Source organism: Pseudomonas sp. TNT3 (assembly GCF_010095445.2).
Lineage (GTDB): Bacteria > Pseudomonadota > Gammaproteobacteria > Pseudomonadales > Pseudomonadaceae > Aquipseudomonas.
This window is the reverse complement of the sequence record NZ_WFGV02000071.1, coordinates 1-25,478: the sequence shown is the minus strand read 5'-3', so window position 1 is coordinate 25,478 and position 25,478 is coordinate 1. Positions and strand designations below refer to the sequence as shown.

At 58.7% G+C, this 25,478-nt stretch carries 26 protein-coding genes, 1 tRNA gene and 1 pseudogene; 21 read left to right on the top strand and 7 right to left on the bottom strand.

Annotation, left to right across the window (positions count from 1 at the left end; genetic code table 11):
* On the top strand, positions 1 to 920 hold a 920-nt coding region (locus GBC55_RS26920), incomplete at its 5' end, for an ATP-binding protein (protein ID WP_247267016.1).
* A gap of 49 nt (positions 921 to 969) precedes the next feature.
* Positions 970 to 1,668 (top strand): response regulator, encoded by a 699-nt coding sequence (locus GBC55_RS26915; protein ID WP_162440600.1) that lies wholly within the window; start codon positions 970 to 972, stop codon positions 1,666 to 1,668.
* A 142-nt stretch (positions 1,669 to 1,810) separates the two neighbouring features.
* On the opposite strand, the gene GBC55_RS26910 is transcribed toward GBC55_RS26915, so the two are convergent.
* Positions 1,811 to 2,857, bottom strand: a complete 1,047-nt coding sequence (locus tag GBC55_RS26910) for a patatin-like phospholipase family protein (RefSeq protein WP_162440599.1) — start codon at positions 2,855 to 2,857, stop codon at positions 1,811 to 1,813.
* Positions 2,858 to 3,079: 222 nt separating this feature from the next.
* On the opposite strand from GBC55_RS26910, the gene GBC55_RS26905 reads away from it, so the two are divergent.
* From GBC55_RS26905 to GBC55_RS26895, 3 genes are all read left to right on the top strand, one after another.
* On the top strand, positions 3,080 to 3,358 hold the full coding sequence (locus GBC55_RS26905; protein WP_162440598.1) for a hypothetical protein: 279 nt from the start codon (positions 3,080 to 3,082) through the stop codon (positions 3,356 to 3,358).
* A 45-nt stretch (positions 3,359 to 3,403) separates the two neighbouring features.
* A complete protein-coding gene (locus GBC55_RS26900) occupies positions 3,404 to 4,168 on the top strand; it encodes a CHAD domain-containing protein (protein ID WP_162440597.1) in 765 nt (254 codons plus the stop codon).
* Positions 4,169 to 4,472: 304 nt separating this feature from the next.
* Positions 4,473 to 5,270, top strand: a complete 798-nt coding sequence (locus GBC55_RS26895) for an acyl-CoA thioesterase domain-containing protein (protein ID WP_162440596.1) — start codon at positions 4,473 to 4,475, stop codon at positions 5,268 to 5,270.
* Here the strand turns inward: GBC55_RS26895 and GBC55_RS26890 are convergent, their stop codons facing one another.
* The gene (locus GBC55_RS26890) at positions 5,271 to 5,636 is read right to left on the bottom strand and encodes a terminase (RefSeq protein ID WP_162440595.1); all 366 of its coding nucleotides are present in this window, start codon (positions 5,634 to 5,636) and stop codon (positions 5,271 to 5,273) included. It abuts the gene before it with no gap.
* Between the two features lie 304 nt (positions 5,637 to 5,940).
* Entirely contained in the window at positions 5,941 to 7,422 is a 1,482-nt protein-coding gene (locus GBC55_RS26885; RefSeq protein ID WP_162440594.1) for a methyl-accepting chemotaxis protein, read from the bottom strand.
* A 177-nt stretch (positions 7,423 to 7,599) separates the two neighbouring features.
* On the opposite strand from GBC55_RS26885, the gene GBC55_RS26880 reads away from it, so the two are divergent.
* The 7 genes from GBC55_RS26880 (at position 7,600) to GBC55_RS26850 (ending at position 12,992) form a co-directional block, all read left to right on the top strand.
* Positions 7,600 to 8,130, top strand: coding sequence for a hypothetical protein (locus GBC55_RS26880; protein WP_162440593.1), 531 nt, complete (start codon positions 7,600 to 7,602; stop codon positions 8,128 to 8,130).
* Between the two features lie 81 nt (positions 8,131 to 8,211).
* Positions 8,212 to 8,403 (top strand): PLDc N-terminal domain-containing protein, encoded by a 192-nt coding sequence (locus GBC55_RS26875; RefSeq protein ID WP_028622263.1) that lies wholly within the window; start codon positions 8,212 to 8,214, stop codon positions 8,401 to 8,403.
* A 219-nt stretch (positions 8,404 to 8,622) separates the two neighbouring features.
* Positions 8,623 to 8,856 (top strand): hypothetical protein, encoded by a 234-nt coding sequence (locus GBC55_RS26870; protein WP_162440601.1) that lies wholly within the window; start codon positions 8,623 to 8,625, stop codon positions 8,854 to 8,856.
* A gap of 212 nt (positions 8,857 to 9,068) precedes the next feature.
* Positions 9,069 to 9,410, top strand: a complete 342-nt coding sequence (locus tag GBC55_RS26865; protein ID WP_162440592.1) for a ribonuclease E inhibitor RraB — start codon at positions 9,069 to 9,071, stop codon at positions 9,408 to 9,410.
* 403 nt (positions 9,411 to 9,813) lie between these two features.
* A complete protein-coding gene (locus GBC55_RS26860; RefSeq protein WP_162440591.1) occupies positions 9,814 to 11,223 on the top strand; it encodes a circularly permuted type 2 ATP-grasp protein in 1,410 nt (469 codons plus the stop codon).
* A gap of 12 nt (positions 11,224 to 11,235) precedes the next feature.
* A complete protein-coding gene (locus tag GBC55_RS26855) occupies positions 11,236 to 12,186 on the top strand; it encodes an alpha-E domain-containing protein (protein WP_162440590.1) in 951 nt (316 codons plus the stop codon).
* Positions 12,183 to 12,992, top strand: a complete 810-nt coding sequence (locus GBC55_RS26850; RefSeq protein ID WP_162440589.1) for a transglutaminase family protein — start codon at positions 12,183 to 12,185, stop codon at positions 12,990 to 12,992. Before GBC55_RS26855 ends, GBC55_RS26850 begins: the two co-directional genes overlap by 4 nt.
* Before the next feature lie 214 nt (positions 12,993 to 13,206).
* Here GBC55_RS26850 and GBC55_RS26845 read toward each other — a convergent pair whose 3' ends face one another.
* Entirely contained in the window at positions 13,207 to 14,028 is an 822-nt protein-coding gene (locus GBC55_RS26845) for a cytochrome c (RefSeq protein WP_162440588.1), read from the bottom strand.
* 613 nt (positions 14,029 to 14,641) lie between these two features.
* Between GBC55_RS26845 and GBC55_RS26840 the strand changes: the two genes are divergently transcribed.
* From GBC55_RS26840 to GBC55_RS26830, 3 genes are all read left to right on the top strand, one after another.
* Entirely contained in the window at positions 14,642 to 15,847 is a 1,206-nt protein-coding gene (locus tag GBC55_RS26840) for an acetyl-CoA C-acetyltransferase (protein WP_162440587.1), read from the top strand.
* A 24-nt stretch (positions 15,848 to 15,871) separates the two neighbouring features.
* On the top strand, positions 15,872 to 18,016 hold the full coding sequence (locus GBC55_RS26835; RefSeq protein ID WP_162440586.1) for a 3-hydroxyacyl-CoA dehydrogenase NAD-binding domain-containing protein: 2,145 nt from the start codon (positions 15,872 to 15,874) through the stop codon (positions 18,014 to 18,016).
* Between the two features lie 93 nt (positions 18,017 to 18,109).
* Positions 18,110 to 18,838, top strand: a complete 729-nt coding sequence (locus tag GBC55_RS26830) for an amidotransferase (protein ID WP_162440585.1) — start codon at positions 18,110 to 18,112, stop codon at positions 18,836 to 18,838.
* Positions 18,839 to 18,883: 45 nt separating this feature from the next.
* Here GBC55_RS26830 and GBC55_RS26825 read toward each other — a convergent pair whose 3' ends face one another.
* The 3 genes from GBC55_RS26825 to GBC55_RS26815 form a co-directional block, all read right to left on the bottom strand.
* Complete coding sequence (locus tag GBC55_RS26825) at positions 18,884 to 19,858, bottom strand: magnesium and cobalt transport protein CorA (RefSeq protein WP_162440584.1); 975 nt, start codon at positions 19,856 to 19,858, stop codon at positions 18,884 to 18,886.
* 147 nt (positions 19,859 to 20,005) lie between these two features.
* Positions 20,006 to 20,728: a 1-acylglycerol-3-phosphate O-acyltransferase gene (locus tag GBC55_RS26820; protein WP_162440583.1), complete on the bottom strand. Its 723-nt coding sequence runs from the start codon at positions 20,726 to 20,728 to the stop codon at positions 20,006 to 20,008.
* A gap of 213 nt (positions 20,729 to 20,941) precedes the next feature.
* Positions 20,942 to 21,631 (bottom strand): crotonase/enoyl-CoA hydratase family protein, encoded by a 690-nt coding sequence (locus GBC55_RS26815; RefSeq protein WP_162440582.1) that lies wholly within the window; start codon positions 21,629 to 21,631, stop codon positions 20,942 to 20,944.
* Between the two features lie 308 nt (positions 21,632 to 21,939).
* Between GBC55_RS26815 and GBC55_RS26810 the strand changes: the two genes are divergently transcribed.
* The 6 genes and pseudogenes from GBC55_RS26810 to GBC55_RS26785 form a co-directional block, all read left to right on the top strand.
* Positions 21,940 to 22,029 (top strand) — tRNA-Ser (locus GBC55_RS26810).
* 390 nt (positions 22,030 to 22,419) lie between these two features.
* On the top strand, positions 22,420 to 22,890 hold the full coding sequence (locus tag GBC55_RS26805) for an FAD/FMN-containing dehydrogenase (protein WP_162440581.1): 471 nt from the start codon (positions 22,420 to 22,422) through the stop codon (positions 22,888 to 22,890).
* Positions 22,891 to 23,012: 122 nt separating this feature from the next.
* Positions 23,013 to 23,201 carry a hypothetical protein gene (locus GBC55_RS26800; RefSeq protein ID WP_162440580.1) on the top strand — a complete coding sequence of 63 codons (189 nt, stop codon included), beginning with the start codon at positions 23,013 to 23,015 and terminating at the stop codon, positions 23,199 to 23,201.
* 76 nt (positions 23,202 to 23,277) lie between these two features.
* Complete coding sequence (locus GBC55_RS26795) at positions 23,278 to 24,606, top strand: serine hydrolase (protein ID WP_162440579.1); 1,329 nt, start codon at positions 23,278 to 23,280, stop codon at positions 24,604 to 24,606.
* Positions 24,607 to 24,749: 143 nt separating this feature from the next.
* Positions 24,750 to 24,938: a hypothetical protein gene (locus GBC55_RS26790; RefSeq protein WP_162440578.1), complete on the top strand. Its 189-nt coding sequence runs from the start codon at positions 24,750 to 24,752 to the stop codon at positions 24,936 to 24,938.
* A 310-nt stretch (positions 24,939 to 25,248) separates the two neighbouring features.
* Positions 25,249 to 25,478: pseudogene (locus GBC55_RS26785) on the top strand (bacteriocin); the annotation flags it as partial.

The following is a 25,478-nucleotide window of genomic DNA, read 5'->3' as shown; positions in this document are numbered from 1 at the left end:
CCGGGACATTGCCGTTCGGGCGCTGGTGGTGGTGGCCGCTGTCGGTGGAAGACGGTCCGCTGGCGTTGCTCGGCGTCTGCGCCAAAGAGGGTCAGACCTTGAGCGGCCAGCGTCGACGTTTGCTCACCGCGTTGAGCCAGCCGCTGGCCCAGGCACTGGCCCGTGCGCAACTGGCTGAGGACCTGGAAGCAGCACGCCTGCACGGCGAAACCGAGCAACTGCGCAGCGCCCTGCTGGCGTCGGTGTCCCACGATTTGCGCACGCCGCTGACGTCCATGCGTGGCAGCATCGACAGCTTGTTGGCGCTGGGTGAAGCCATCCCGCTGGAGGATCGTCGCGAACTCCTCGAAGGCACGCGCGATGAAGCCGAGCGTCTGGATCGCTACATTCAGAACCTGCTCGACATGACGCGTCTAGGCCACGGCGCGCTGAAGCTGGCGCGGGATTGGGTGTCGCCGGCGGACATCGTCGGCAGTTCGCTGAACCGCCTGCGCGCCGTGCTCGCGCCGTTGCAGGTGAGCACCGAAGTGCCGGCGCAATTGCCGCTGTTGTTTGTCCACGCCGCGCTGATCGAACAGGCGCTGGTCAATGTGCTGGAAAATGCCGCGCGTTTTTCGCCGGCTCACGGGCGACTGTTGCTGCGTGCCGGTGCCGACGACAGTGAATTGTTTTTCTCGGTCAGCGATGAAGGGCCCGGTATTCCGGAAGAGGAGCGAGCGAAGATTTTCGACATGTTCTACACCGCCGCACGGGGTGATCGGGGAGGGCAGGGCACCGGTCTGGGATTGGCGATTTGCCAGGGGATGGTTGGTGCCCACGGTGGGCGAATCAGTGTCGCCGACGGGATAGACGGGCGCGGCACCTGCATCACCTTGAACTTGCCTCTGCAAGAACAGCCTTCATTTGAAGCTGAGCGCTGAAGATGAAGCCTGATACCCTTTGCACATTCCCCAGCTGCGATCAGAAACCATGAGCCAGACCGCGACCATTTTGGTCATCGACGACGAACCGCAGATCCGCAAATTCCTGCGCATCAGTCTCGTGTCCCAGGGCTACAAAGTGCTGGAAGCCGGTACCGGTACTGAAGGATTGGCGCAGGCTGCATTGAACAAACCGGACTTGCTGGTGCTCGACCTTGGCCTGCCGGACATGGACGGTCAGCAGGTGCTGCGCGAGTTTCGCGAGTGGTCGGCGGTGCCGGTGCTGGTGCTGTCGGTACGCGCCAGTGAAGGGCAGAAAGTCGAAGCGCTGGACGGTGGTGCCAATGATTACGTGACCAAGCCTTTTGGCATCCAGGAGTTTCTGGCGCGGGTGCGTGCGTTGCTGCGTCAGGCGCCGGCGGGTGAAGCACAGCAAGCGGCATTGACCTTCGGGCCGTTGACCGTGGACCTGGCGTATCGCCGGGTGTTGCTCGATGGCGTCGAAGTCGCCTTGACCCGCAAGGAGTACGCGGTGCTCGCACAGCTGGCACGGCATCCCGGGCGGGTCATTACCCAGCAGCAATTGTTGAAGGATATCTGGGGGCCGACGCATACCGAAGACAGTCACTACCTGCGCATTGTCGTCGGGCATTTGCGGCAGAAGCTGGCGGATGATCCGACACAGCCACGGTTTATTGTGACCGAGGCGGGGGTGGGGTATCGGTTGTTGAGTGAAGATAACCTTTAGATTTTGCAGTGAATGATCCGGCCCCATCGCGGGCAAGCCCGGCTCCCACAGGATTAGCATCCTTCACAACTATTGTGATAATCGCAAAACCTGTGGGAGCCCGGCTTGCCCGCGATGAGGCCCTGACATTCACCGAGGATCTTCAAGAATCCCGCGACTGCTCAGCCTCATACCGATCCATCGTATCCCGAGCAATCTCGCGCCCCAGGGCGATCAATTCCGGCGCCTTGTAGAACTCGAAAAACCGGCACACCCGCTTCGGCACGTTGATCAGGATATCCGGCGGGTAGCCGGCAATCTTGTACTGCGCTAGAGACGTCTGCATCACTTCGAAACTCTGGTTGATCAAATCCAGCAGGGACGCCGGCCCTACGTTATCGATGATGAACGAGCCCGTGGCTGACTTCGGCGCGCCCGTGGATTCCGGCGCCGCAGCCGGTTGCTGCGCTTCGGGTTCGGCGGACTCGATCCACGGATTGATATCTGCCCCTTGCGCTTTCAGCGCTTCCTGTTCCAGCGCGAGCAATTGCTCCGCCTGCTTACGGCGGAACGGCAGCTTCGAGCCCAGGGAATTGATCAAGCTGTCGAAACGGCTTTTGAACGCCGCCGGCCGCTGGATCACGGGAAGTTGGTAGTGACGCTGGTTGGTGGAGTTGAGGTTGACCGCGATGATCAGGTCACAATGGCTCGACACCACCGGCACGATCGGCAGGGGGTTGAGAATGCCACCGTCCACCAGCATGCGATTGCCCTGCATGACCGGCGTGAACAGGCTGGGAATCGCCGCCGACGCCCGCATCGCCTGATGCAGGCAACCTTCCTGGAACCAGATTTCCTGCTGATTGGTCAGGTCGGTGGCCACGGCCGTGTACGGAATGCGCAGGTCTTCAATATTGATCTCGCCGACGATCTTGCGGATCTGCCCGAACACCTTTTCGCCACGAATTGCCCCCAGGCGGAAACTGACGTCCACCAGCCGCAAGACGTCGAGATAATCCAGGCTCTCGATCCAGTCGCGATAATCGTTGAGTTTTCCCGCCGCGTAGATCCCGCCAACCACTGCCCCCATGGAGCAACCAGCGATGCAAGCGATGTCATAACCACGTCTTTCGATCTCTTCAATGACACCGATATGGGCATAGCCCCGGGCGCCACCTGAGCCCAGTACCAGTGCGACACGCTTTTTCATGAATCGCCCTCGTCTGACAAGGTTTAACAATGCACCCAACGGGGGGCAGGCTACAATCGCCAAGGTCGCTCGAGAGGGTGAAGACGTCGTTTTTTCGACACCCCGTGGCGCCAGATGAGTATCCTCGCCAGCGCTGTAGTTTCAGCAGTGGGGCCAAGGCACTTTTCCTGCGCCAGACCGTCTTACCTGCACGACTGTTTACCTATCTTTGAGGTGTGAGTGATGAAAGCCTGGATCTGTGTACCCCTGATCGCCATGGCGCTTGCAGGATGTGCCGGCAAAACCGCGTACCGTGAAAGCTGCGGTAGCGGTATCGATGCGGCGTGGCATGAGCTGGACCTGGCCAAGGCCGAGGGTTTCGCCGGCACGGTCAGTTACTCCAAGGCGCTGTCACTGCTGACGGGCGCCAAGACCCAGCAGCAGTTCGAGGCGTACGAAGGCTGCACCAAAAAGGCCGAGAAAGCGCGCTTCTACATTCGTGAGTCACGCGCCGGGCGTTAAGGCATGATGTGATGCTCGAGGGCCATTCGAATCAGGGAGAAAGCGATGTCTGCGTTGGTTGATCGGTTAGTGGCTCAGGTACTGGGCATTGAAGTCCGTCTGATGGCCTGTCAGGCACGCTTGAATGCCCGGACGGACCCGGAAGCGTTGCATGACCTGCGCACCACGGTGCGCCGTTTGCGCAGCTTGTTGCGACCGTTGCGCGGATTGCCGGGTGTCGAACAGCTGGAAGTGGCGGCGTCCGGGGTGGGCGACCTGACCACACCGCTACGTGATCGGGAAGTGCTGGCGGCCTATCTGCTTGAGCATGATCAACCGCAAGCGGCGCAACGGCGCATGGCGCAGATGGCCGAAGCCTATCCCGCCGTGGCCGCGAGTCCCGAGCTTGCGCAGCTGCTGATGATCATCGATGCGTTTTCGCGCTTTCTTCGGGCCTCCCAGCGCCAGGGTTTGCTCAAGGGATTGCGCAAGCGCGTTGAAAAACGCCTGGCCAAACAGTGGAAAAAACTCGATGAAGCGCTGCACGATCCGGCCCACGACCGTCATCGCTTGCGCTTGCTGATCAAGCGCGTGCGCTACGGTATCGAATCCTATCCCGAGCTGGATCGTCTGCCGAAAGCGGCGATGCCGCGTCTGAAATCGGCGCAAGGGGCCTTGGGCGATTGGCACGATTGCTGGCAATGGCTGGCCCGTGCCGAAGAAGAAGCGGATCTGCAACCGTGCGTCTCGACCTGGCACAAAACCATGGCCGAGGCTGAACGTAGCGCCGATCGGGTTCTCGACAAACTCAGCGCTGCCTGCTTCAAATAAACCACGCGGTCCCCCTGTGGCTGTCGAACACTCTGTCTGCGTACGTTTTTTTTTGGAATAAACGCGGTCCCCTGTAGGAGCTGCCGAAGGCTGCGATCTTTTGATCTTCTGCGCCGTCAAATAAGCCAAAAACCAAAAGATCGCAGCCTTCGGCAGCTCCTACAGGGAACCGCGTGCATAGGATCGTCCGAACGCGACCCTGCATCCAAGGCTCTTATGTCAGTGCTTTTGGCCGGTATAAGCGCTGTATCGCCCTCTCTGGCTGGTTAACATTCCTCCATTCTTTTTCTGCTCCGAGGTCTTCATGCGTTTTTCCGATCTGCTCGACGCCGTCCGCAGCCAGCCGCTGGAGCTGTCTATTCCGGCTGAATGGGCTCAAGGGCGCGCCAGTTTCGGTGGCCTTGTCGCCGCGCTGCAATATGAAGCCATGCGCGCCAAGGTGCCGGCCGATCGCCCGGTACGATCGCTGGCAATCACATTTGTCGGGCCGGTCGAGCCGGACGTGCCAGTCAGTTTTGAAGTGGATGTCTTGCGCGAAGGCAAGGCCGTCAGTCAGGTGCTGGGCCGGGCCATGCAGAAGGGGCAGGTCGTAACGCTGATCCAGGGCAGCTTCGGTGCGTCACGCCCGTCCGAAGTGTCGGTACCCGCCGAACCCGCGCCGGAAATGAAACACTGGGACAACTGCCAGGAGTTACCGTACATCAAGGGCATCACCCCGGAATTCATGCGCCATCTGGCGATGCGCTGGAGCGTCGGTGGCCTGCCGTTCACCGGCAACACGTCGCGGGAAATGGGCGGTTGGGTGCGTTTACGCGGGGACGTGAAAGAAGAGCCTGTCAGCGAGTCGCATATCCTGGCGCTGGTCGATGCCTGGCCGCCGGCGTTGTTGCCGCACCTGAAAAAACCGGCGATGGGCAGCACGCTGACCTGGACCATCGAATTCGTCCAGCCGGTCCTTGAACTGAGCACGCTGGACTGGTGCAAGTACCTCGTCGACATCGAATACGCCGCTGACGGCTACGGTCATGCAGCCGCGAAGCTGTGGAGCGCGGACGGTCAGTTGATTGCGATGAGCCGGCAAACCGTGACGATTTTCGCCTGATCAATGGCGGCGGTGGCGCTCACGCCAGGCGCGCCACCAACCGCCGCTCAGGAAAAACCTCGGGAAGGTTACGAACTGCTCGACAAACAACCGCGACAGCGCATCTTTGCGATCACTGAACGGTTCAGCGGCTTGCTCTTCGAGCTGGTGGCCATGGCGCTGAAGGGCCAGTGCTGCCAGCAGGCCGATGACACCAATGGCGATGTTCACCAGGCTCAGGCCGAACACGCCGGAAACAATCAGCAGAAACCCCACGATAAACAGCGGCACGGCAATCAGATGCAGCACCAGATTGGTCGGGTGCTGATGATTGTTCGGGTACGCACGCCATTGCCAGGCGGGAAGGTTGGGATGACGTTTACCCATGATGTTTCTCCTCAATCCGTGTTGAACACATGATTGAAGAATAGGCCCGGCGGGGAGGGGCGGCGAATCGAGGTTGGCTATCGATGTGATAGCGATCATGGGCAAAGGGTTGATGCTGATCGCGCCCGTCGACACAAAACAAACTGTAGGAGTGAGCCTGCTCGCGATGGCGTCCTGTCAGTCGACAACATCTTTGCCTGACCCACCGCCATCGCGAGCAGGCTCACTCCTACAGGTTCGTGGGGTTCCCGAAAAGGACAGTCAACACAAAACAAGCTGTGGGAGCTTGCTCGCAAAGGGGCCCTTACAGCTTGAGCTGCCCTATCGCCTTACTCAATTCCCCTGCCAGCGCCGCCAACTCATTGCTGGTAGTCGCCGAATTGACGGTCTGCGCCACCGTGTTCTCGGTCACGTCCCGGATACTCACCACCGCCCGGTTCATTTCCTCCGCCACCTGGCTCTGCTGCTCGGCCGCCACCGCGATCTGCGTATTGCTTTCGCGCATCTGCGCCACGGCGCTGGTGATTTGTGCCAGTGCCGCGCCGGCCTCCAGCGCTTGTTGCACGCATTCGTCAGCCTTGAGCGAACTGTCCTGCATGAAATCCACGGCGTCGCGGGTTCCGGCTTGCAGCGCCGAGACCATGATCGTGATCTCGTCTGTCGAAGACTGCACACGTTTGGCCAGGTTGCGCACTTCGTCCGCGACCACCGCAAAACCACGGCCCATTTCACCGGCACGAGCCGCTTCAATGGCGGCGTTCAGTGCCAACAGGTTGGTCTGCTCGGCGATGCTGTGAATCACCCCGACCACGCCGTTGATCTTCTGACTGTCCTCGGCCAGGCGCTGAATCATTCCGGCGGTTTGCTGCACCCCTGAAGACAACCCGGCAATCGATAGCTGCACACGACTGACCACGGCCTGACCGCTGCCGGCCAGGGTGTCAGCGGTTTGCGAAAGGTCGCGGGTTGCGCCAGCGTGCTGGGCGATGTGATAAACAGTGGCGGTCATCTCGTTGATGGCAGTGGCGGCCTGATCGGTTTCACTTTGCTGGCCGAGCATGCCGTGACGCACCTCGTCCATGCTCGACGCCAGACGCGCTGCGCCGTCATCCAGGTGCCGAGCAGTGCTGGCAACGGTGGTGACCACGCGCTGATAACCGGCCTGCATCGCGTTAAACGCGCTGGCCATCTGGCCGACTTCATCGGTGCAAGCCAGTGGGACACGCGCGGACAGGTCGCCGGTTTTTTCAACATGCAGCATCACGTCTTTCAACGTATTGAGTTGGCTGAGCAGGAAGCGGATCAACAACTGCGAGGCGCCCAGCATGGCCAGCATCAGGATGAACACCGCCACCGCATAGTTGGCGAACCGTTCGCCGAACACCTGGGTCAGGCTCGGGCCATACGCAACCAGCGCCACGGACTGGCCATCGGCCCGGGTGAAGACGTCGGCGCCCATCAGCGGGTTATCGCCAAACACCGGCATCGAATTCAATTCGACCCAGCCATTGGCACTGGCCAGCTCCTGTATCGGTTGACCCTCCAGCATCGGCGCTTCGCCACGCCTGAACGTCAGCAGGTTATCGACCTTGGGCAGCGGTTGCCCGGCAGGCCAGGCATTGAGCAATCGTGCCTGGGCCTGGGCTGACGCCTGGGCGGCGTGACTGCGCGCCTGTTGTTCGAGTTGTACGGCGTACAACACCAGCAACAGGGTGGTGACGAAGGCGACAGCGTTAACCGCCCAGAATTTGTACTTCAACGAGATGTTGCTAAGCCAGGCACCCATGGAGGTCTTCTCTGATAGCGGAAACAGTTTTGGCAAGGTGCCATTATTGTGCCGCTACTGAAGCCGACGAATCTTGATGTGCGTCAAGGTTCCCTGCGAGGCGGTGTACGGGAATTGCCGGGCGTTATGCGCTATCCTTCGCGCCTTCAAAATTCCCTCGCTACAGGATTCCATCCCATGAAAGCCGCCCTCGTCGAACTCATCACTAAAATCAGCTCCGGGTGCATGAGCGATGACGAAATCCTCAAGGTGGCAGACGAAGCGGCCCAGGCCTACGCCGATCCAGAGGCATTTCTGACGGCCAATCCGGACATCAACTACGACGACACCTTCCCGATCCCGCTGGGCGAATGGGTGGTGGTGGGCAGTCTGCCGGAGACGGTGTTGTTCCAGGCGGACACCTACATGGACCTGTTCGCCCAGATCGTCGCCTCGTTCGGCCCGGGTGTCGACTTCAACATCAAGCCCAAGCAGCTGGCCAAAACCGAGGACCTGACCGCGCTTAATCGCATTCAGGTGCAGATGGGCAGCATGAACAAAGAGAATGGCGGCTATGTGCTGATGAACTTCAGCCAGCTGCTCGATGACGAGCTGCAAGTGGTGCTCGTGTTCGGCAACGATGTACCGCGCGTGCTTGAGCTGTGCGCCAAAATCGGCATTGCCGCTGCGCCATCCCTGGAAGCGCTCAAAGTCGCCATCCACGTTTAAGCCAGCAAACGGCTAATAAAACGGAACCCTTGTGAGGGCCGGCTATCCTAAGAGGGCAAACCACTCTTAGGGAGCGTCACCATGGGTTCCACGTTCAACGGTCTGATTGGCCTGATTATTCTCGCCCTGGACATCTGGGCCATCATCAACGTATTGAAAAGTGGCGCATCAACCGGCATGAAAATCGTCTGGGTGCTGCTGATTCTGCTGCTGCCGGTTCTGGGCCTGATTATCTGGGCCATCGCCGGACCACGGGGTAATGTGCGGATCTGATCGAACATGCAAATCCGACACTTTTCTCTGTAGGAATGAGCCTGCATCGCGATGCGGTCTGTCTTTCACATGCTTGCTGAATATGCCGCCGTCATCGCGAGCAGGCTCGCTCCCACACGTTCTATTTTTCATATCAACGCGCATCCGTTTGAACGATCACTCAGCGTAAAAGTCCAGATACATGTAAGCCCACTTGCGGGTTTTATCGAGGAGGCAGTGATGCAAAAGTGGAAAATCACTTTCGTGGATGATCACGGTGAAACAGTCGACGAAGTTTTTGAGTGCGACGAGTGCCCGGATAACGAGCACGCCGCCAAACTCATCAAGGCCCGTCTCCTGCCGGTCGCTGCCGAACTGGATCTGAACGATCTGGAAGGGCGAACCGATGATGCAAGCGTCAAAAGTCTCAAAACCCAGAACAGCATACAAATCCTCGGCATTACTCCCGTCTGATACAACTCCTGTCACATTGATAACAGGCCTTGGCAGCTGCTCGGTCAAAGGGCTACTCTGCAAGCGAGATCAGCGATTGGATCGCTAAGGTCTGGTCTTGTCAGCTACATGCTTGTTCCCATCGGCAACCTGGTTGTCGTATCGCCCTCACCAATCGGCTGAGGGCGTCGGGAGTACGGAAAGTCTATCCATCGGATTCAGGAGGACGTTTCATGAGCACAGCCTATCAAGAAGACATCAGCAGCAGCGTGCTGCGCCGCATGAAAGAAGGCGGTTTCGACTTTTCAAAATTCCATCCCATCGAGTTCTACGCCATTTTTCCCGACGAGGAGCGGGCTCGCAGAGCAGCAGGTCACTACCGTGGTGAATCCTTGAATGCGCAAATCAGCGTGCGCGACGACGGCGCCTGGGCGCTGGAACTGAGCAAGGTCATGTACGCCACCTACGATGACATTGGCGATTTCGAGCAGGGTTTCGAGGCGGTGGTTGAGCCTCTGGGCGGCATCATCGAAGGATGGGGCGTGAAGCAGGAGGTACGAGGGCTACTCGCATAACACTATGAACAGCAACATTACTCAGCAACGGCTGACCTTCGGGTTGGCCGTTTTCGTTTGCGCTTGATAAACATCTTTTGCTCTTGTCTTTGATTCATAACATTTCAAAAGGCAAAAAAAAGCCGCCCAAAACAGGCGGCTAAAAGGGAAGTTCGGTGAGCTTTTCCAGCGAATGCGCCAATTATCCGCGGCCTCAGCCAAGCAGTGAAATCAACTCTGACTATGCTGGTGATAGCAACAGCATTGCTTCGCAATGGAGCGGGGGCGATCAGGTTGGGGCATTTGCCGCACAGGATTGGTGCGGTATAGCTGAGGCGTTTATCCAACCGATTGATATCAAAGCGTTTATGCCGATGGCACGGGCCTTGCGATGCCTAGATGTCCGGGTGACAAGGAGTACGGCATGATCCGCACCTATTTTGATGAAATGTACGATGCCGGCGGCCAGGTCCGCCCGCATTACCGGGAGTTTGCCCGCTGGCTTGCCGAGACGCCTGACGAGCTTCTGGCGCAACGTCGACGCGAGGCCGATCTGTTGTTTCACCGCGCCGGAATTACCTTCACGCTCTACGGTGACGAGCAGGGCACGGAGCGTCTGATTCCTTTCGACACCATCCCGCGCAGCATTCCCGCCAGCGAGTGGCGCGTCGTTGAGCGCGGCTGTATCCAGCGGGTCAAGGCGTTGAACATGTTCCTCGCCGACCTTTACCACGAGCAGCGCATCATCAAGGCCGGCATCATTCCGGCCGAGCAGGTGCTGGCCAACGAGCAGTACCAGTTGGCGATGCAAGGGCTTGATCTGCACCGGGATATCTATAGCCACATCTCCGGCGTCGATCTGGTGCGTGACGGCGACGGCACCTATTACGTGCTCGAAGACAATCTTCGAACGCCGAGCGGCGTCAGCTACATGCTCGAAGACCGCAAGATGATGATGCGGCTGTTCCCCGAACTGTTTTCGGCCCAGCGCATTGCGCCCATCGACCACTATCCCAACCTGCTGCTCGACACGCTGAAAAGCTCCAGCCCGATCGATAACCCGAGCGTGGTGGTGCTGACGCCGGGGCGCTTCAACAGTGCATTTTTCGAGCATGCGTTTCTGGCGCGGGAAATGGGCGTTGAGCTGGTGGAAGGTGCGGACCTGTTCGTGCGGGACGACAAGGTGTTCATGCGCACCACCGACGGACCAAAAGCCGTCGACGTGATTTACCGTCGTCTCGACGATGCCTTCCTCGATCCGCTGGCGTTCAACCCGGACTCGATGCTCGGCGTGCCGGGGCTGCTGTCGTCCTACCGCTCGGGCAATGTGGTGCTGGCGAATGCCATCGGCACCGGGGTGGCGGACGACAAGTCGGTGTATCCCTTTGTCACCGACATGATCCGCTTTTATCTGGATGAAGAGCCCATCCTGAAGAATGTGCCGACGTTCCAGTGCCGTAATCCTTCTGAACTTTCCCACGTGCTGGCCAATCTTCCAGATCTGGTGGTCAAGGAAACCCAGGGGTCCGGTGGCTACGGAATGTTGGTCGGGCCAGCGGCGACCGCAGCGGAAATCGAGTCGTTCCGCGCACGCATCAAGGCCAAGCCCCACGCGTACATCGCGCAGCCGACCTTGTCGCTGTCGACCTGTCCGACCTTTGTTGAAAACGGCATTGCTCCACGCCACATCGACTTGCGTCCGTTTGTGTTGTCTGGCCGGGAAACCCGGGTCGTGCCCGGTGGTTTGACCCGTGTCGCCCTGCGCGAAGGCTCTTTGGTGGTGAATTCCTCCCAGGGCGGCGGAACCAAGGACACCTGGGTAGTCGAGGATTGAAGGAAGCTTGCCATGTTAAGTAGAACTGCCTCGGATCTGTATTGGATGTCGCGTTACCTGGAGCGGGCGGAGAACCTCGCACGGATGCTCGACATCAGTTACTCCCTGTCACTGATGCCACAGGATGGCCGCGGTGACGGGTTGCACGAACTCGCGATGCCGCTGCTGATCACCGGCACCCTGGACGATTACCTCGAGCGCCACGGCGATCTGCATGCCGAACGCTTGCTGCATTTCTTCGCCCTGGACGCTGCCAACCCGGCGAGCATCTACAGCTGCCTGGGCGCGGCGCGGGCCAGTGCCCATGCGGTGCGTGGCCGAATCACCGCGGACATGTGGGAAAACATCAACGCCACCTGGCTGGAAATTCGCGGGATTGCCGATCAAGGTTTGAGTCGCTACGGCATGAGCCGTTTCTGTGAATGGATCAAGGAACGTTCCCACCTGTTTCGCGGCGCGTCCTACGGCACGATCATGCGCAACGATGCCTTCCGGTTCATTCGCCTGGGCACCTTCATCGAACGTGCGGACAACACGCTGCGCCTGCTCGACGCCCGATACGAAATGGCCGGTGATCAAGCTGAAGCCGTGAGCGACGGCACGGCTCACGCGTATTACCAGTGGAGCGCGCTGTTACGGGCCTTGTCGTCCTTCGAGGCCTACACCGAAATCTATCGTGATGCACCCGGTGCCCGGCACGTGGCCGAGTTGCTGTTGCTGCGTGCGGACGTTCCACGATCCCTGCGCGCCTGCACGGAAGAAATCGACCAGATTCTTGCCCAGTTACCCGGGGCCAACGGACGTCCCGCGCAACGCCTGGCCGCAGAAATGGATGCACGCCTGCGCTACACCGGCATCAATGAAATTCTCGACGAAGGCCTGCACGCCTGGCTGACCGAGTTCATCCCGCTGGTGCGCCAGTTGGGTAACGCCATACACACTTCTTACCTGGAGGCTGCATGAGACTTTCCATTAGCCACGAGACCACCTATCACTACGAAGATCAGGTGCGGGCGAGCATCCAGTACCTGCGGCTGACACCCCACGATAGCGAGCGGCAGCACGTGCTTAGCTGGCAACTTGACCTGCCGCGCCCGGTGCGTGCGCAACTCGATCCGTTCGGCAATATCCTGCACGTACTGACCATGGACGAGCCCCATGAAGCGATCATCATTGGCGCCCGTGGCCAGGTCGATATCGACGAGCTGCGGGAAGCCGAACACGAGAGTCAATCGGCGCTGCCGTTCCTGCGGTTCACGCGTTTGACCGAGCCTGACGAAGCCTTGCGCGCGTTCGCCGACAAAGAGTGCAAGAAGCGTCGGGATCGCACGGCGTTGATCGACCTGATGCATGGCTTGAACGCCTACATGACGTACACGCCGGGTTCTACTGAAGTCGACACCAGCGCTGCCAAGGCCTTCGCCGGACGTTCTGGCGTCTGCCAGGATCACACCCACGCCTTCCTCGCCTGCGCCCGTAGCCTGGGCATTCCGGCGCGTTATGTGTCGGGGTATCTGTACAGCGAGAACAGCGAGCACCTGGCCAGCCACGCTTGGGCGGAAGCCTGGCTGGATGACGCCTGGTACAGCTTCGACGTGACTAACGAGCTGGCGCGGCCAGAACGGCATTTGAAACTGGCGGTGGGTCTGGATTATCTGGACGCGTGCCCGGTACGCGGAATGCGCCGGGGCGGCGGGAGTGAACAGATGCACGCGAAGGTGTTTGTATCGCCGACGCCGATGCCGTTTATTTCGGTGCAAGAGCAGTAATTCCTGGCGCAATTGTCCGGTGCAACATACAACTCTATGTTCACCGACGATCCCTTGTAGGAGCTGCCGAGTGAAACGAGGCTGCGATCTTTTGATCTTGTTTTAAAGGTCGAGATCAAAAGATCGCAGCCTCGTTTCACTCGGCAGCTCCTACAGGAGAATGTGTTCTCCAGTAGGTGTCTGCTCACGAGGTAGCGGCCCGGGCAACCTGATTTCAGGGCTTAACCTTGCGCCCGGCCATGTGCTTCAAATACCCCACCAACATCTCCAGATCCCCGTCCGGCAGCACCTGCTCCGTAAACCCCGGCATCTTCGCCTGCGGCCACTGCCGCAAACTCTGCGGATCACGGATGTAGCGCTTCAGGAAATCAGCCCCGAAATACTCGGTAGGGTTAAACGGAATGTTCAGGTCCGGACCAAACTGCGAATCCCCGGCGCCGTTCAATCGATGACAGGCCAGGCAATTTTTCTGAAACAACGCAAACCCCTGGTTCACCGGGTCGTCCGCTTTCAACGCGGGATCAGGTAACAAGGCAGGGAAGCGCTCGGCCACAGGTGCCAGTTGTTTGATGCTTGCCACCTCGAATGGCCACTGTTCAGGGCTGATATTGCCGGCCTGCGGATCCGTCCAGACCAGATAAAACGGCCCCGCACTGTGCTTGCCCTCGGACAGCGCCGGCCAAGGCCTGGCCGGGTCTTCAATCGCCAGCCACGCCCTGGCACCCTTGTCATTGAGCAACGGCCCTGCGGCCAACTCAGCAGCGAACCCGTCCAGCGCCACGGCTTGCAGATGGTCGTCAGGCGTGATGCCGGTCAACAACGCCGCCAAGGGCACCGCGCGATAGGTCATTTCACGCTTGTAGGAAACGTCGTTGGCAATCGTGATGGTCTGGACGTTTGGGTGCTTGAGCAGCTCCTCGGTTTGCCAGGTGCGTTGGTTCGCGCCCAGCTGCAGTTCCAGCTGTGCGGCGAAGAGGGGCGTGCTGAGCAGCAAGGCCCCGAGCAGTAGAAGCGTTTTCAAAAGATCGCCGTCCATGTCGTGGGAGTGCCGCAAAGGTTGGCACACCCACGTCGGCCCGGGTACCGAGCCATTCACATTTTCATGAGGCGATAAAATAGTTGCGCCGTATTTTAAGAGCTTTCTAGCCAAGCACCTTGGTCAGGTTCGGCAAGATCAACAACAGCGTGGTGGCGAAAAGAATGAGACCGGCTTGACGTACTTTCGATTGTTTGAACATGGCTTGACCGCCTTTATTGTTATTTCCTGATGCCTGCCTGCATTGCTTCCATGACGGCAGAGCGATTCACTTCCTGTCTGACGAGCGCCTCGGCAAAACCCGACGACAACTTCGTACATGTTCACCTTAGGGCCCGCGTCACCCGTGGCTTAGATCCATTTCATATGGATATAGCGCCCAAGGCTTTTAAAAAGACATGAGGCGTATTGCCAGCTTCTTTGCCGCCCTTTTGCTAGACAGCTCGGTGACCTGAAACGGTTAATCCGGTAGCTCACTACCGTCCGTCTGAGCGTGTCCGTCAATCTCGCTGAGCGTTGTGGTCATTGAATCTGCGAGGGCTCGGCCTATGGTGAAGGCTTCTCAAAAATCAAAAGATCGGAAGATCTCAACAACAAGAAAAATGAGGACGTCATGACCGAAGCTTTGATTTTCGACGCGTTGCGCACGCCCCGGGGCAAGGGCAAGGCTGATGGCGCCTTGCACAGCGTCAAACCGGTGAACCTGGTGGCCGGGTTGCTGACGGCGTTGCAACAACGCACGTCCCTGGACACCAGTCAGGTCGACGACGTGGTTCTGGGCTGCGTGACGCCCATCGGCGATCAAGGCTCGGACATTGCCAAGACGGCGACACAGGTGGCGGACTGGGACGTGAGCGTCGCGGGTGTGCAGATCAACCGCTTCTGCGCATCGGGACTGGAGGCCGTGAACCTCGGCGCAATGAAAGTGCGTTCAGGTTTCGAAGACCTGGTGGTGGTCGGCGGCGTCGAGTCGATGTCCCGCGTACCGATGGGCAGCGACGGCGGCGCCTGGGCGCTGGACCCTGAGACCAACCTGCACAGCCACTTCACGCCGCAGGGTGTAGGGGCCGACCTGATCGCCACGCTCGAAGGCTTCAGCCGTCAGGATATCGACGCCTACGCGCTGCATTCGCAGCAGAAAGCTGCACGGGCGCGAGCTGACGGTTCCTTCAACAAGTCACTGGTGCCGGTGCGCGATCAGAACGGAATTATCCTGCTGGATCACGACGAATTCATTCGCGCCGAGTCGACGCTGGAAGGCTTGGGCAAGCTCAAGCCAAGCTTCGAAATGATGGGGCAAATGGGTTTCGATGCCACGGCGCTCAGGGTCTACAGCCACGTGGAGCGGATCAACCACGTGCACACGCCGGGCAACAGTTCCGGGATCGTTGATGGCGCCGCGCTGATGTTGATCGGGTCTGAAGCGAAGGGCAGGGCGCTGGGTTTGCAACCGCGGGCGCGAATTGTCGCCACGGCAGTCACCAGCACCGATCCCACGATCATGTTGACAGGACCCGCGCCGGCCACGCGCAAAGCCTTGGCCAAGGCCGGGTTGCGGGCCGAAGACATCGACCTGTTCGAGGTCAACGAGGCCTTCGCCTCCGTGGTATTGAAATTCATCAAGGACATGGCCATCGATCCGCAGAAGGTCAACGTCAACGGCGGTTCCATCGCCATGGGCCACCCCTTGGGCGCCACTGGCTGCGCGATTCTGGGCACCTTGCTCGATGAACTGGAAGCCCGGCACTTGCGCTATGGCCTCGCGACGCTGTGCGTCGGTGGCGGCATGGGCATTGCCACCATCATCGAACGCCTCTGAGCCCCGAATTCAAGGAAAATTGCCATGACCGAAGCCATCCGTTACGAAAAGGGCCAGGACCAGATCGTCGTCCTGACCATCGACATGCCGGGCCAGAGCGCCAACACCATGAACGCGGTTTATCGCGACGCCATGGCCGCCTGTGTCGCCCGATTGGTTGCTGAAAAAGACTCGATTGCCGGCGTCATCATCACCTCGGCCAAGAAAACGTTCTTCGCCGGTGGCGACCTCAATGAACTGATCAAGGTCGGCAAGCCCGAAGCCAAAGCTTTCTACGACATGGTACTGACCCTCAAAGGCCAGCTGCGCACCCTGGAAACCCTCGGCAAACCGGTGGTCGCCGCGATCAATGGCGCGGCCCTGGGTGGCGGCTGGGAAATCTGCCTGGCGTGTCATCACCGCGTCGCACTGGACAACTCTTCCGTACAACTCGGCTTACCAGAAGTCACTCTCGGCCTGCTGCCGGGTGGTGGCGGGGTGGTGCGTATGGTGCGCATGCTGGGGATCGAAAAGGCTTTGCCATATCTGCTCGAAGGCAAGAAAGTCCGGCCGCAACAGGCGTTGCAGGCCGGTTTGATCGACGAGTTGGCGACGGACAGTCACGAGTTGATGAGCAAGGCCCGCGCCTGGATTCTGGCCAATCCGGCCGTTGTGCAGCGCTGGGACGTAAAGGGCTACCAGATTCCCGGCGGCACGCCTTCCAATCCCAAAGTCGCGCAAATGCTGGCCATTGCGCCTTCGATCTTGCGCAGCAAAACCCAGGGCTGCCTGCCCGCCCCGGAAAAAATCCTCTGCGCGGCAGTCGAAGGGGCCCAGGTCGATTTCGACACGGCGCACTTGATCGAAACCCGCTACTTCACTGAATTGACCACCGGCCAGGTCTCGAAAAACCTGATCGGCACGTTCTGGTTCCAGCTCAACGAAATCAACGCCGGCGGCTCGCGACCTCAGGGATTCGCGCCTTACGTGACGAAAAAAGTCGGTGTGCTGGGTGCCGGGATGATGGGCGCCGGTATCGCCTTCGTCAGCGCCTCGGCGGGGATAGACGTGGTGCTCAAGGACATCACGCTGGCGGCGGCGCAGAAGGGCAAGGCTCACTCAGAAGCTTTGCTCGACAAGAAAGTCGCTCGCGGGCAGATGCTCCCCGAGCAACGGGAAGCGATTCTGGCGCGGATTCTACCGACGCAAAACGATGCTGATCTGGCCGGTTGCGACCTGATCATCGAAGCAGTGTTTGAGGACCGTGAGCTCAAGGCCAAGGTCTCCAGGACCGCGCAAGAAATCGTCGGCGTGGACGCGGTCATAGCCTCCAACACCTCGACCTTGCCCATCAGCGGCCTCGCCACCGCCGTTGCGGACCAGACGAAGTTTATCGGCCTGCATTTCTTCAGCCCGGTCGAAAAAATGCCCCTGGTGGAAATCATCAAAGGCCTCAATACCAGCGATGCAACCCTGGCACGCGGCTTCGATTTTGTCCTGCAAATCAAGAAAACCCCGATTGTAGTGAACGACAGTCGCGGCTTTTTCACCTCTCGCGTCTTCGGTACGTTTACCAACGAAGGCATCGCCATGCTCGGCGAAGGTGTCAGCGCGCCGATGATCGAAACCGAGGCGCGCAAGGCCGGCATGCCCGTCGGGCCGCTGGCGATCTCCGATGAGGTGTCCCTGAGCCTGATGAGCCATATTCGCCAGCAAACCGCCAAGGACCTGCAGGCCGAAGGGAAGCCGCTGGTCGAGCACCCGGCGTTCGCGGTGATCGACCTGTTGCTTAATGAATACAAGCGTCCGGGCAAAGCCGGGGGGGGTGGTTTCTATGAATACCCCGCCGGCGGACAGAAGCACCTGTGGCCAGAACTGAAAACCCGTTTCGAGAAAGCCGACGGGCAGATTTCACCCAAGGACGTGCGTGATCGGTTGTTGTTCGTGCAGGCCCTGGAAACGGTGCGTTGCGTGGAAGAGGGCGTGCTGACCTCCACGGCGGATGCCAACGTCGGTTCGGTCTTCGGTATCGGCTTCGCGGCATGGACCGGGGGCGCGCTGCAATTCATCAATCAGTACGGCGTGAAGGACTTCGTCGCCCGTGCGCAATACCTGGCCGAGGAGTACGGCGAGCGTTTCGCGCCACCGGCATTACTGCTGGAGAAGGCGGCGCAGGGAAGCACGTTCTAAGGGAGGATGACGCTTTCGGGGCTTGCCTTGTTGCCGTGTTTCGAGGCAGGCTCTGGGGTGTGCATTATTCCCATCACGTGTCAGGTATTTTTTATGTCGTTACGCATCTGCATTCTGGAAACCGACATCCTGCGTCCGGAACTGGTCGACCAATATCAGGGTTACGGGCAGATGTTCCAGCGTCTGTTCACGCAACAGCCTATCGCGGCCGACTTCACGGTCTACAACGTCATGCAGGGCGAATACCCCAGTGACGACCTGACCTTCGATGCCTATTTGGTAACGGGCAGCAAAGCCGACTCCTTCGGCACCGATCCGTGGATCGAAACCCTCAGGACCTATCTGCTGAACCGCTACGAGCGCGGCGACAAATTGCTGGGCGTGTGTTTCGGTCATCAGTTGCTGGCGCTGTTGCTGGGCGGCAAGAGCGAGCGAGCCACCCAAGGCTGGGGCGTCGGCACGCACAACTACAAACTGGCGGCCAAGGCGCCGTGGATGAGTCCGGTGGTGGAAGAGCTGACGTTGTTGATCAGTCACCAGGACCAGGTCACTGCGCTGCCGGAAAATGCCACCGTGATCGCGTCCAGCGACTTCTGCCCGTTTGCGGCGTACCACATCAACGATCAGGTGCTGTGCTTCCAGGGCCATCCGGAATTCATTCACGATTACTCCCGGGCCTTGCTGGATATCCGTCAGCAAGCGCTGGGCGAGCAGATTTATCAGAAAGGTGTGGCGAGTCTTGAGCATCAGCACCACGGTGCCACTGTGGCGGAATGGATGATGCGGTTTGTGGCGCACAAGCCTGAAGCCAAAGCGGTTTAAAGTGGCGTGAGCAGTTGTGGCGAGTCCCCTCGCCACACGGTTTTTTTAAAGCCAGCCCGATTTCTTGAAACTCGCCCACAAACTCACGCACCCCACGGCAATAAACCCCAACACCGCAAAATATCCGTAGTGCCAGGTCAGTTCCGGCATGTTCTGGAAGTTCATCCCGTAAATCCCGGCCACTGCCGTCGGAAACGCCAGGATCGCCGCCCACGCTGCGAACTTGCGTTGCACCACGCTTTGGCGCGACGCCTCCAGCAGCACCCCCACCTCGATCGTCTGACTGGCAATGTCCGCCAGGGTGGTCAGGTCTTCCATCTGTCGCGTGACGTGGATCTGCACATCGCGAAAATACGGGCGCATGTTCTTGTCGATGAACGGAAAACTCAGCTTCTGCAACTCCTCACCGATCTCCACCATCGGCGCAGCATAACGACGCAGGCGCAGGACATCGCGGCGAAGGCCGTGGAGCTTCTGGATGTCGCGTTCGTTCAGCGCACTGCACAACACGTTGCGCTCCAGCTCATCAATCTCGGCATGAATCGCTTCGCCCACGGGCTGATAGTTCTCGATCACAAAGTCGAGGATGGCGTAGAGGACGAAGTCCTCGCCATGCTCCAGCAGCAACGGGCGCGCTTCGCAACGCTGCCGGACATAAGCGTAGGACGCCGAGTGGCCGTTGCGTGCGGTGATGATGTAACCGTTGCCGGCAAAGATATGAGTCTCGATGAACTCGAGTTTCCCCTGATCATCACGGATGGGCGAATAGGTGACGATAAAGAGTGCATCGCCAAAGCTCTCAAGCTTCGGGCGGCTGTGTTTTTCCAGGGCATCTTCGATGGCCAGTTCGTGCAGATTGAACTGCCGTTGCAGGTTGGTCAGCTCCTGAGCGCTGGGCTCTTCAAGGCCGATCCAGACAAAGTGGTCAGGCTTTGCAGCCCAGGCTGCGCCTTCGTCCAGGGTGATATTGGTGACTTTCTTACCCGCGCTGTAAACCGCAGCAGCAACAACTCTACCCATGATGTTGGTTCACTTCTTATTGGCAGTCTTTTATTGGCAAATGGCCGTGGCAGGCAGTGATCAGCTTAGCCTTGTCTGCAGGTTGAGAGTCAGCAAAATCGGGAGAGTTCGCCGGCAAAAGAAAACCCGCACAGGGCGGGTTTGTTTTCAGGCAGCTTGCAGTTGCCGGTCCATCGAGGCGATGCACTCGCGCATCTGCTCCCGGCATTGAGCGATCAGCTGGGGCATGTCATCCAGGCTCATTCCCGCTGTAGGAATGGCCGGCAACGAGCGAATCAGAATCTTCCCACTGTTCCAGCGGTTCAATCGCATGTGTTTGACGTAACTGCTGACGCACACCGGAATGATCGGCACGCCGGCAGCGATCGCCATCTGGAACGCGCCTTTCTTGAACGGCAGCAGGTCTTCGCCCAGATTGCGCGTGCCTTCCGGAAACACCCAGATCGAGGTGTCCTTGTTTTGCAGGGTATGGGTAGTGGTCAGCATCGACTGACGCGCCTTATGCGCATTGCCGCGATCGATCAATACATTGCCGGCCAGCCAGAACAACTGACCGAACAGCGGTACCCACTTCAGGCTCTTCTTGCCGATACACACGGTGCGACGGGGCACCACGTTGCCGAGCACAAAAAGATCATAGTTGGACTGATGGTTGGCGATGATCACGCAACTGTCTTGCTTGTCCATCAGGGGGCCGACTTCCGCCTTCACCCGCAGGCGCAAAATGCACATGGCCGGCCACGCGTATAAACGCGCGCACAAGCGGCTGTTGTCCGGATTGAACGGGCGGCACACACCCAGAATCACACCCAGCACACCCGCCAGGATAAAGTGCAGGCCCATCAATAACATACGAAACACAAACAGCATCTACTGGCCCACCGAGACGAAAGGTGGCGCAGTGTACGGATGTGCACTCTATTCAGCAATTGCCGCTATAGAGGTAGGAGATAGGCGATGTTTGAGCGCATGTTTCCGACTTATAGGTCAGACGTGTTCTAGAGCAGTGGAAGGCTTTTCAACACAGCGTGTAAGAAAAAGCCCAACACGACGGTCGGGCTTTTCCATGGAGCAGCTTTGGACTTAACCCATATGCTCCTGATCGAGGACGATCGCGTTGTCCAGCGTCTCCAGCAAGGCCTTGCGCACCTTGAGCTTGGTGTTCTTGTGCGCGGTCATGTTGATCTTCTTCAACTGACGAGCTGCCGCCAGCGCGGTGGTCTGCAATTCATCCGCCGAGACCACCACGTCGAGGAAACCTGCATCAACCGCGCTCTGCGGATTGAACATCTCGCCATTGATGACCGAGCGATGGAACGCCGACTTACGCAGGCGATCACGAGCGAGTTCGATTCCAGCGTAGTGCATGGTCATGCCGATCTGCACTTCATTCAGACCGATGCTGAAGGCGCCTTCGACGCCGATGCGGTAATCCGCTGACAGCAGCAGGAACGCACCTTTAGCGACTGCATGCCCAGGGCACGCCACGATCACCGGGAAAGGGTGGGCCAACAGGCGACGGGCCAGTGTTGAACCTGCCGTCACCAGCGCCACGGCTTCTTTCGGACCCGACGTCATCACCTTCAAGTCATAACCGCCCGACAGAATGCCGGGTGTGCCGGTGATGATCACCACTGCGCGATCAGTCACGGCCTGATCCAGCGCAGCGTTGAACGCAGTAATCACGTCCGGCGAGATGGCATTGACCTTGCCATTGCTCAAGGTCAGGGTCGCGATACCGTCTTCGAGGTGGTAGGAAATCAACTCACTCATGACGCTATTCCTTGTATGAAAGTTGAAGCAGACGTTACCCACCGTCGCAGGCCAGGTAAAGCGCCGTGACTGACTCGCCAGTCACCCTTTACCCACGCGCCAGGCTTGGCCAGCCACACCCGGCAGACCTTCGCCTCTATATAGAAGGCCGTGCCGAGCCGGAGATTGGCAGGTTTGCCATGGTGTGCAGACAGCCGGAACCACTAAATCGCTAACCGCATGAAAATTCTGAAAAAAATATTTGCCATCGGAAAAGGTTTCGACTACATTAGCGCGCCTCGACAGACAGAACTTGTTTGAAGAGATACGGTGAAGTGTCCGAGTGGCTTAAGGAGCACGCCTGGAAAGTGTGTATACAAGAAATTGTATCGAGAGTTCGAATCTCTCCTTCACCGCCACATTAAGTAAACACAAACCCCTGATTTTCCTAGAGAAAGTCGGGGGTTTGTGGTTTCTGGCGTCTGAAAAAAGCCAATCGGAATGTTATGAAATTCTGGTCCGTTTTCCCGACGGTGTGAGCGTTCTGGAGCCAGTCCCCTCATCGTTAGTGGGTATTGGTGGGTTGTCCTTCATACAACTCGTTCGAGGGACTGCTTGCATGCGCCTGAATAAGCCCTGGAAGCTGCCAGACTCATCTAATCTTGCGTCCCTCTTCGTTCTCGACATGACCCGTAACAATGCAGATGTCGTTACCCCGTCAGCGCAGATACCATACCTCCTCGCGTGGCTGAGGCCTTCAGGCTAAACACGATTCGAATACCCTGTCCTGAATAAAGAGGTATTAAACGGTGAGAATTGCACTTGTGCTGCTGTTGAGCGCGCTGTCCATGCAGGCCATGGCGGCCACTATTGGTGAGCGCCTAACACCCTGGACCTTACAAGATCAGCACGACCAATCGTACACCCTGGACGAAAAAACCCACGTCTTGCTGGTAGCTCGAAGTATGGACGGCTCCAAGATGGTGAAGGCTGCATTGGAAAATCAACCTAAAGGCTATATGGAAGCACGTAACGTCATCTTCCTCGCTGATGTGCAGCGAATGCCTTCGTTGATCGGCAAGTTCATTGCGATTCCGTCCATGCGTAATTACAGCTACCGTGTCGTGCTCGACCGCGATGGCAGTGTTGCAGCTAATTACCCTGGAGCTGAAGACAAGGTACTTTGGCTGCAGCTTGAAAACGGTACCCTGGTGGCACAGAAGGCATTTGCCAATGCTGATGAACTGCGTGCCGCGTTGGAAAAGCTGCCGACTCAATGATTTGGTTGATCTTTACTTGGGCGAGGGTGGAGAGGGGATGGAATCCAGCGGAGTGCTTGTGTAATCCGAGGGCCTGTTTCCATGGAGTGTGGTGGCTGGGGCGCTGATTGAAAGGCGGGGCATTGGACGCTCGGCTGGCGCTGTTGCCATCGGCGAAGGATGCGCTGATATCGCGCCGTGATGCGCAAGTACTGCTCGAATGGATAAATCAGACCGAATTGGAAGGCGTGGTGGTGCAGTCGTTGACCCTTGATGAACGCGATCAGCGTCTCGAAGCGCAACGGGTCGTTCAGTCGGCCGCTGATTTATGAATAGTTTGTGAGTCGGGACTTACGTACGCCTTTTCGCTTTAGACTTATTGCAAATTCATCGAACGGACTCGACCTCATGCCCAACGCTTTTGCCTCATACCCTGTTATCAAATCAGCGGCCGCTCTGTTGATTTCCGTTCTTTCGTCGATCGCCAATGCCTCCACGCCGCCAGCGTTCCCTGACGCCGCAGCCAGCGACCCCGCAAAACTGGGCTGGATGGTCGGCTCACCCCCTCCCGCCGATCGCACGGTGCGTTTCGAAGATGGCAGCTATTTCCAGTTCCCGGCGATGCGCTGGAGCGTCTCGAACTTTCGACAGCTGATGCCCACGATCAACGTTTCCCGCGGCCTTGGCGCGCCTGTTGCGCTGGAAAGCGCGCTGCGCAAGGACATCGACGCGATCAGCTTTACGCCGCTGGGCGCAAAGGAGCCGATGACCTGGGAGCAATCCCTTGCTGCCACTTACACCGACGGCATTGTGGTGATGCACCGTGGGAAAATGGTCTACGAGCGTTACTTTGGCGTCCTTAAACCGGACGGTCAGCACGCCGCGATGTCGGTGACCAAGTCGGTAGTCGGCACCTTGGGCGCCATGCTGGTCGCAGAAGGCCAGATCGACCCCAACAAGCGTGTGGCCGAGTATGTGCCCGAGTTGGCGAGTTCTGCGTTTGGTAACGCCACGGTGCGCCAGGTGCTCGACATGACCACGGGCCTCAAGTACAGCGAGGACTATGCCGATCCGAATGCGGAGGTCTGGGCCCATGCAAACGCCGGGAGTCCGTTGCCCAAACCCAAGGATTACAGCGGCCCGAGAAGTTACTACGAGTTCTTGCAGACGGTAAAACCGCAGGGCGAACACGGTGAGGCCTTCGCGTACAAGACCATCAACACCGACGTTCTGGGGTGGGTAATCGCTCGGGTGACCGGGCGTAACGTCGCGCAGTTAATGTCGGAACGGATCTGGAGTCGCCTGGGAGCGGAGCAGGATGCGTATTTCACCGTGGACTCAATCGGGACGCCGTTCGCCGGTGGTGGTTTGAATACTGGATTGCGAGACCTGGCCCGCTTCGGCGAGATGCTGCGCAATGACGGTCGGTTTAACGGGCAGCAGATCGTGCCCAAGGCGGTGGTCGAGGACATCCGTCGTGGAGCCGATAAACAGGCTTTCGCCAAGGCGGGATATGACCTGCTGAAAGGCTGGAGCTATCGCTCGATGTGGTGGGTAACGGACAAGGAGGGCGGTGCATTCATGGCGCGAGGCGTCTATGGGCAGCGCATCTATGTGGACCCGAAGGACGAGCTGGTGATCGTTCGCTATGCCTCCCATCCCGTGGCGGCTAACTCGGCGAATGATCCGGTGACGTTGCCAGCATTCGAGGCGCTGGCTCGACATTTGTCCAAATAAAAAAGCGGTCCATTCGTCGGGCATGTAGCCATCTGAATGACAGGTCCAGTAATGACCGGCTAGTCTCAAAATACTTGGTGGTCGATATTTTTCGGGCAAATAGGGCTTGCCGGTGTCGATCCCGCTTTTGAAGGGGCGAGAAGATGACTGAACCGTATATCGAAGACGACGGGTCCGAGTTTCCGATCAACAATTGCGTGCAGTGTGGCCAGACGGAGTACGTAGCGAGCTTTGGTGAAGATCAGATCAAAGTCGGCAAGATGAAAGCCATGGTGCGGCCCGGGCCTAAAGCCAAGTTTTTACCCAAGGTAGCGGCACCGTCCAGGAAGTAAGCAACCCTTCGTCAAACCCCGTCATCGAACGGGGTTTTTTATAACTTAAGAAAATGTCACAGAGCGTGTTTCAGCCAGGATCTTTCACAAACTTTTCACACGACCCTACGTACTCTCAGCTCATCCGTTAGAAAGCAACACCTGGCCCGTTCCCCAGCGGGCTTTTTTTTGCCTGTCATAAAACCTTTTCAAAAAATGCTGTCCAACCGTCGCCTATTTCGAAGAACGGAGGATATGTGTGGACGTTTCCTCCGCTGAGGCATTCAATGCCCGGCTTTCGGTTCCCCCCCTATTTTTTGAGGTTTTCGTCATGCGTTTAACACTGCCCGCTCTGGTTCTGGGTCTTTTGGTTGCTCAAGGCGCAATGGCGGCCGGTGACGGCACCGCTGCAATCGGTGGTGGTCTGGGCGGCGCACTGGGCAACGTGGTTGGCCAAAGCATGGGCGGCAGCACCGGCGCAGCTATTGGTGCGGGTGTTGCAGGCGCAGCCGGTAGTGCCGTTGCTGCACGTAAAGGCAGCCGCACCAAAGCGGCCATTGG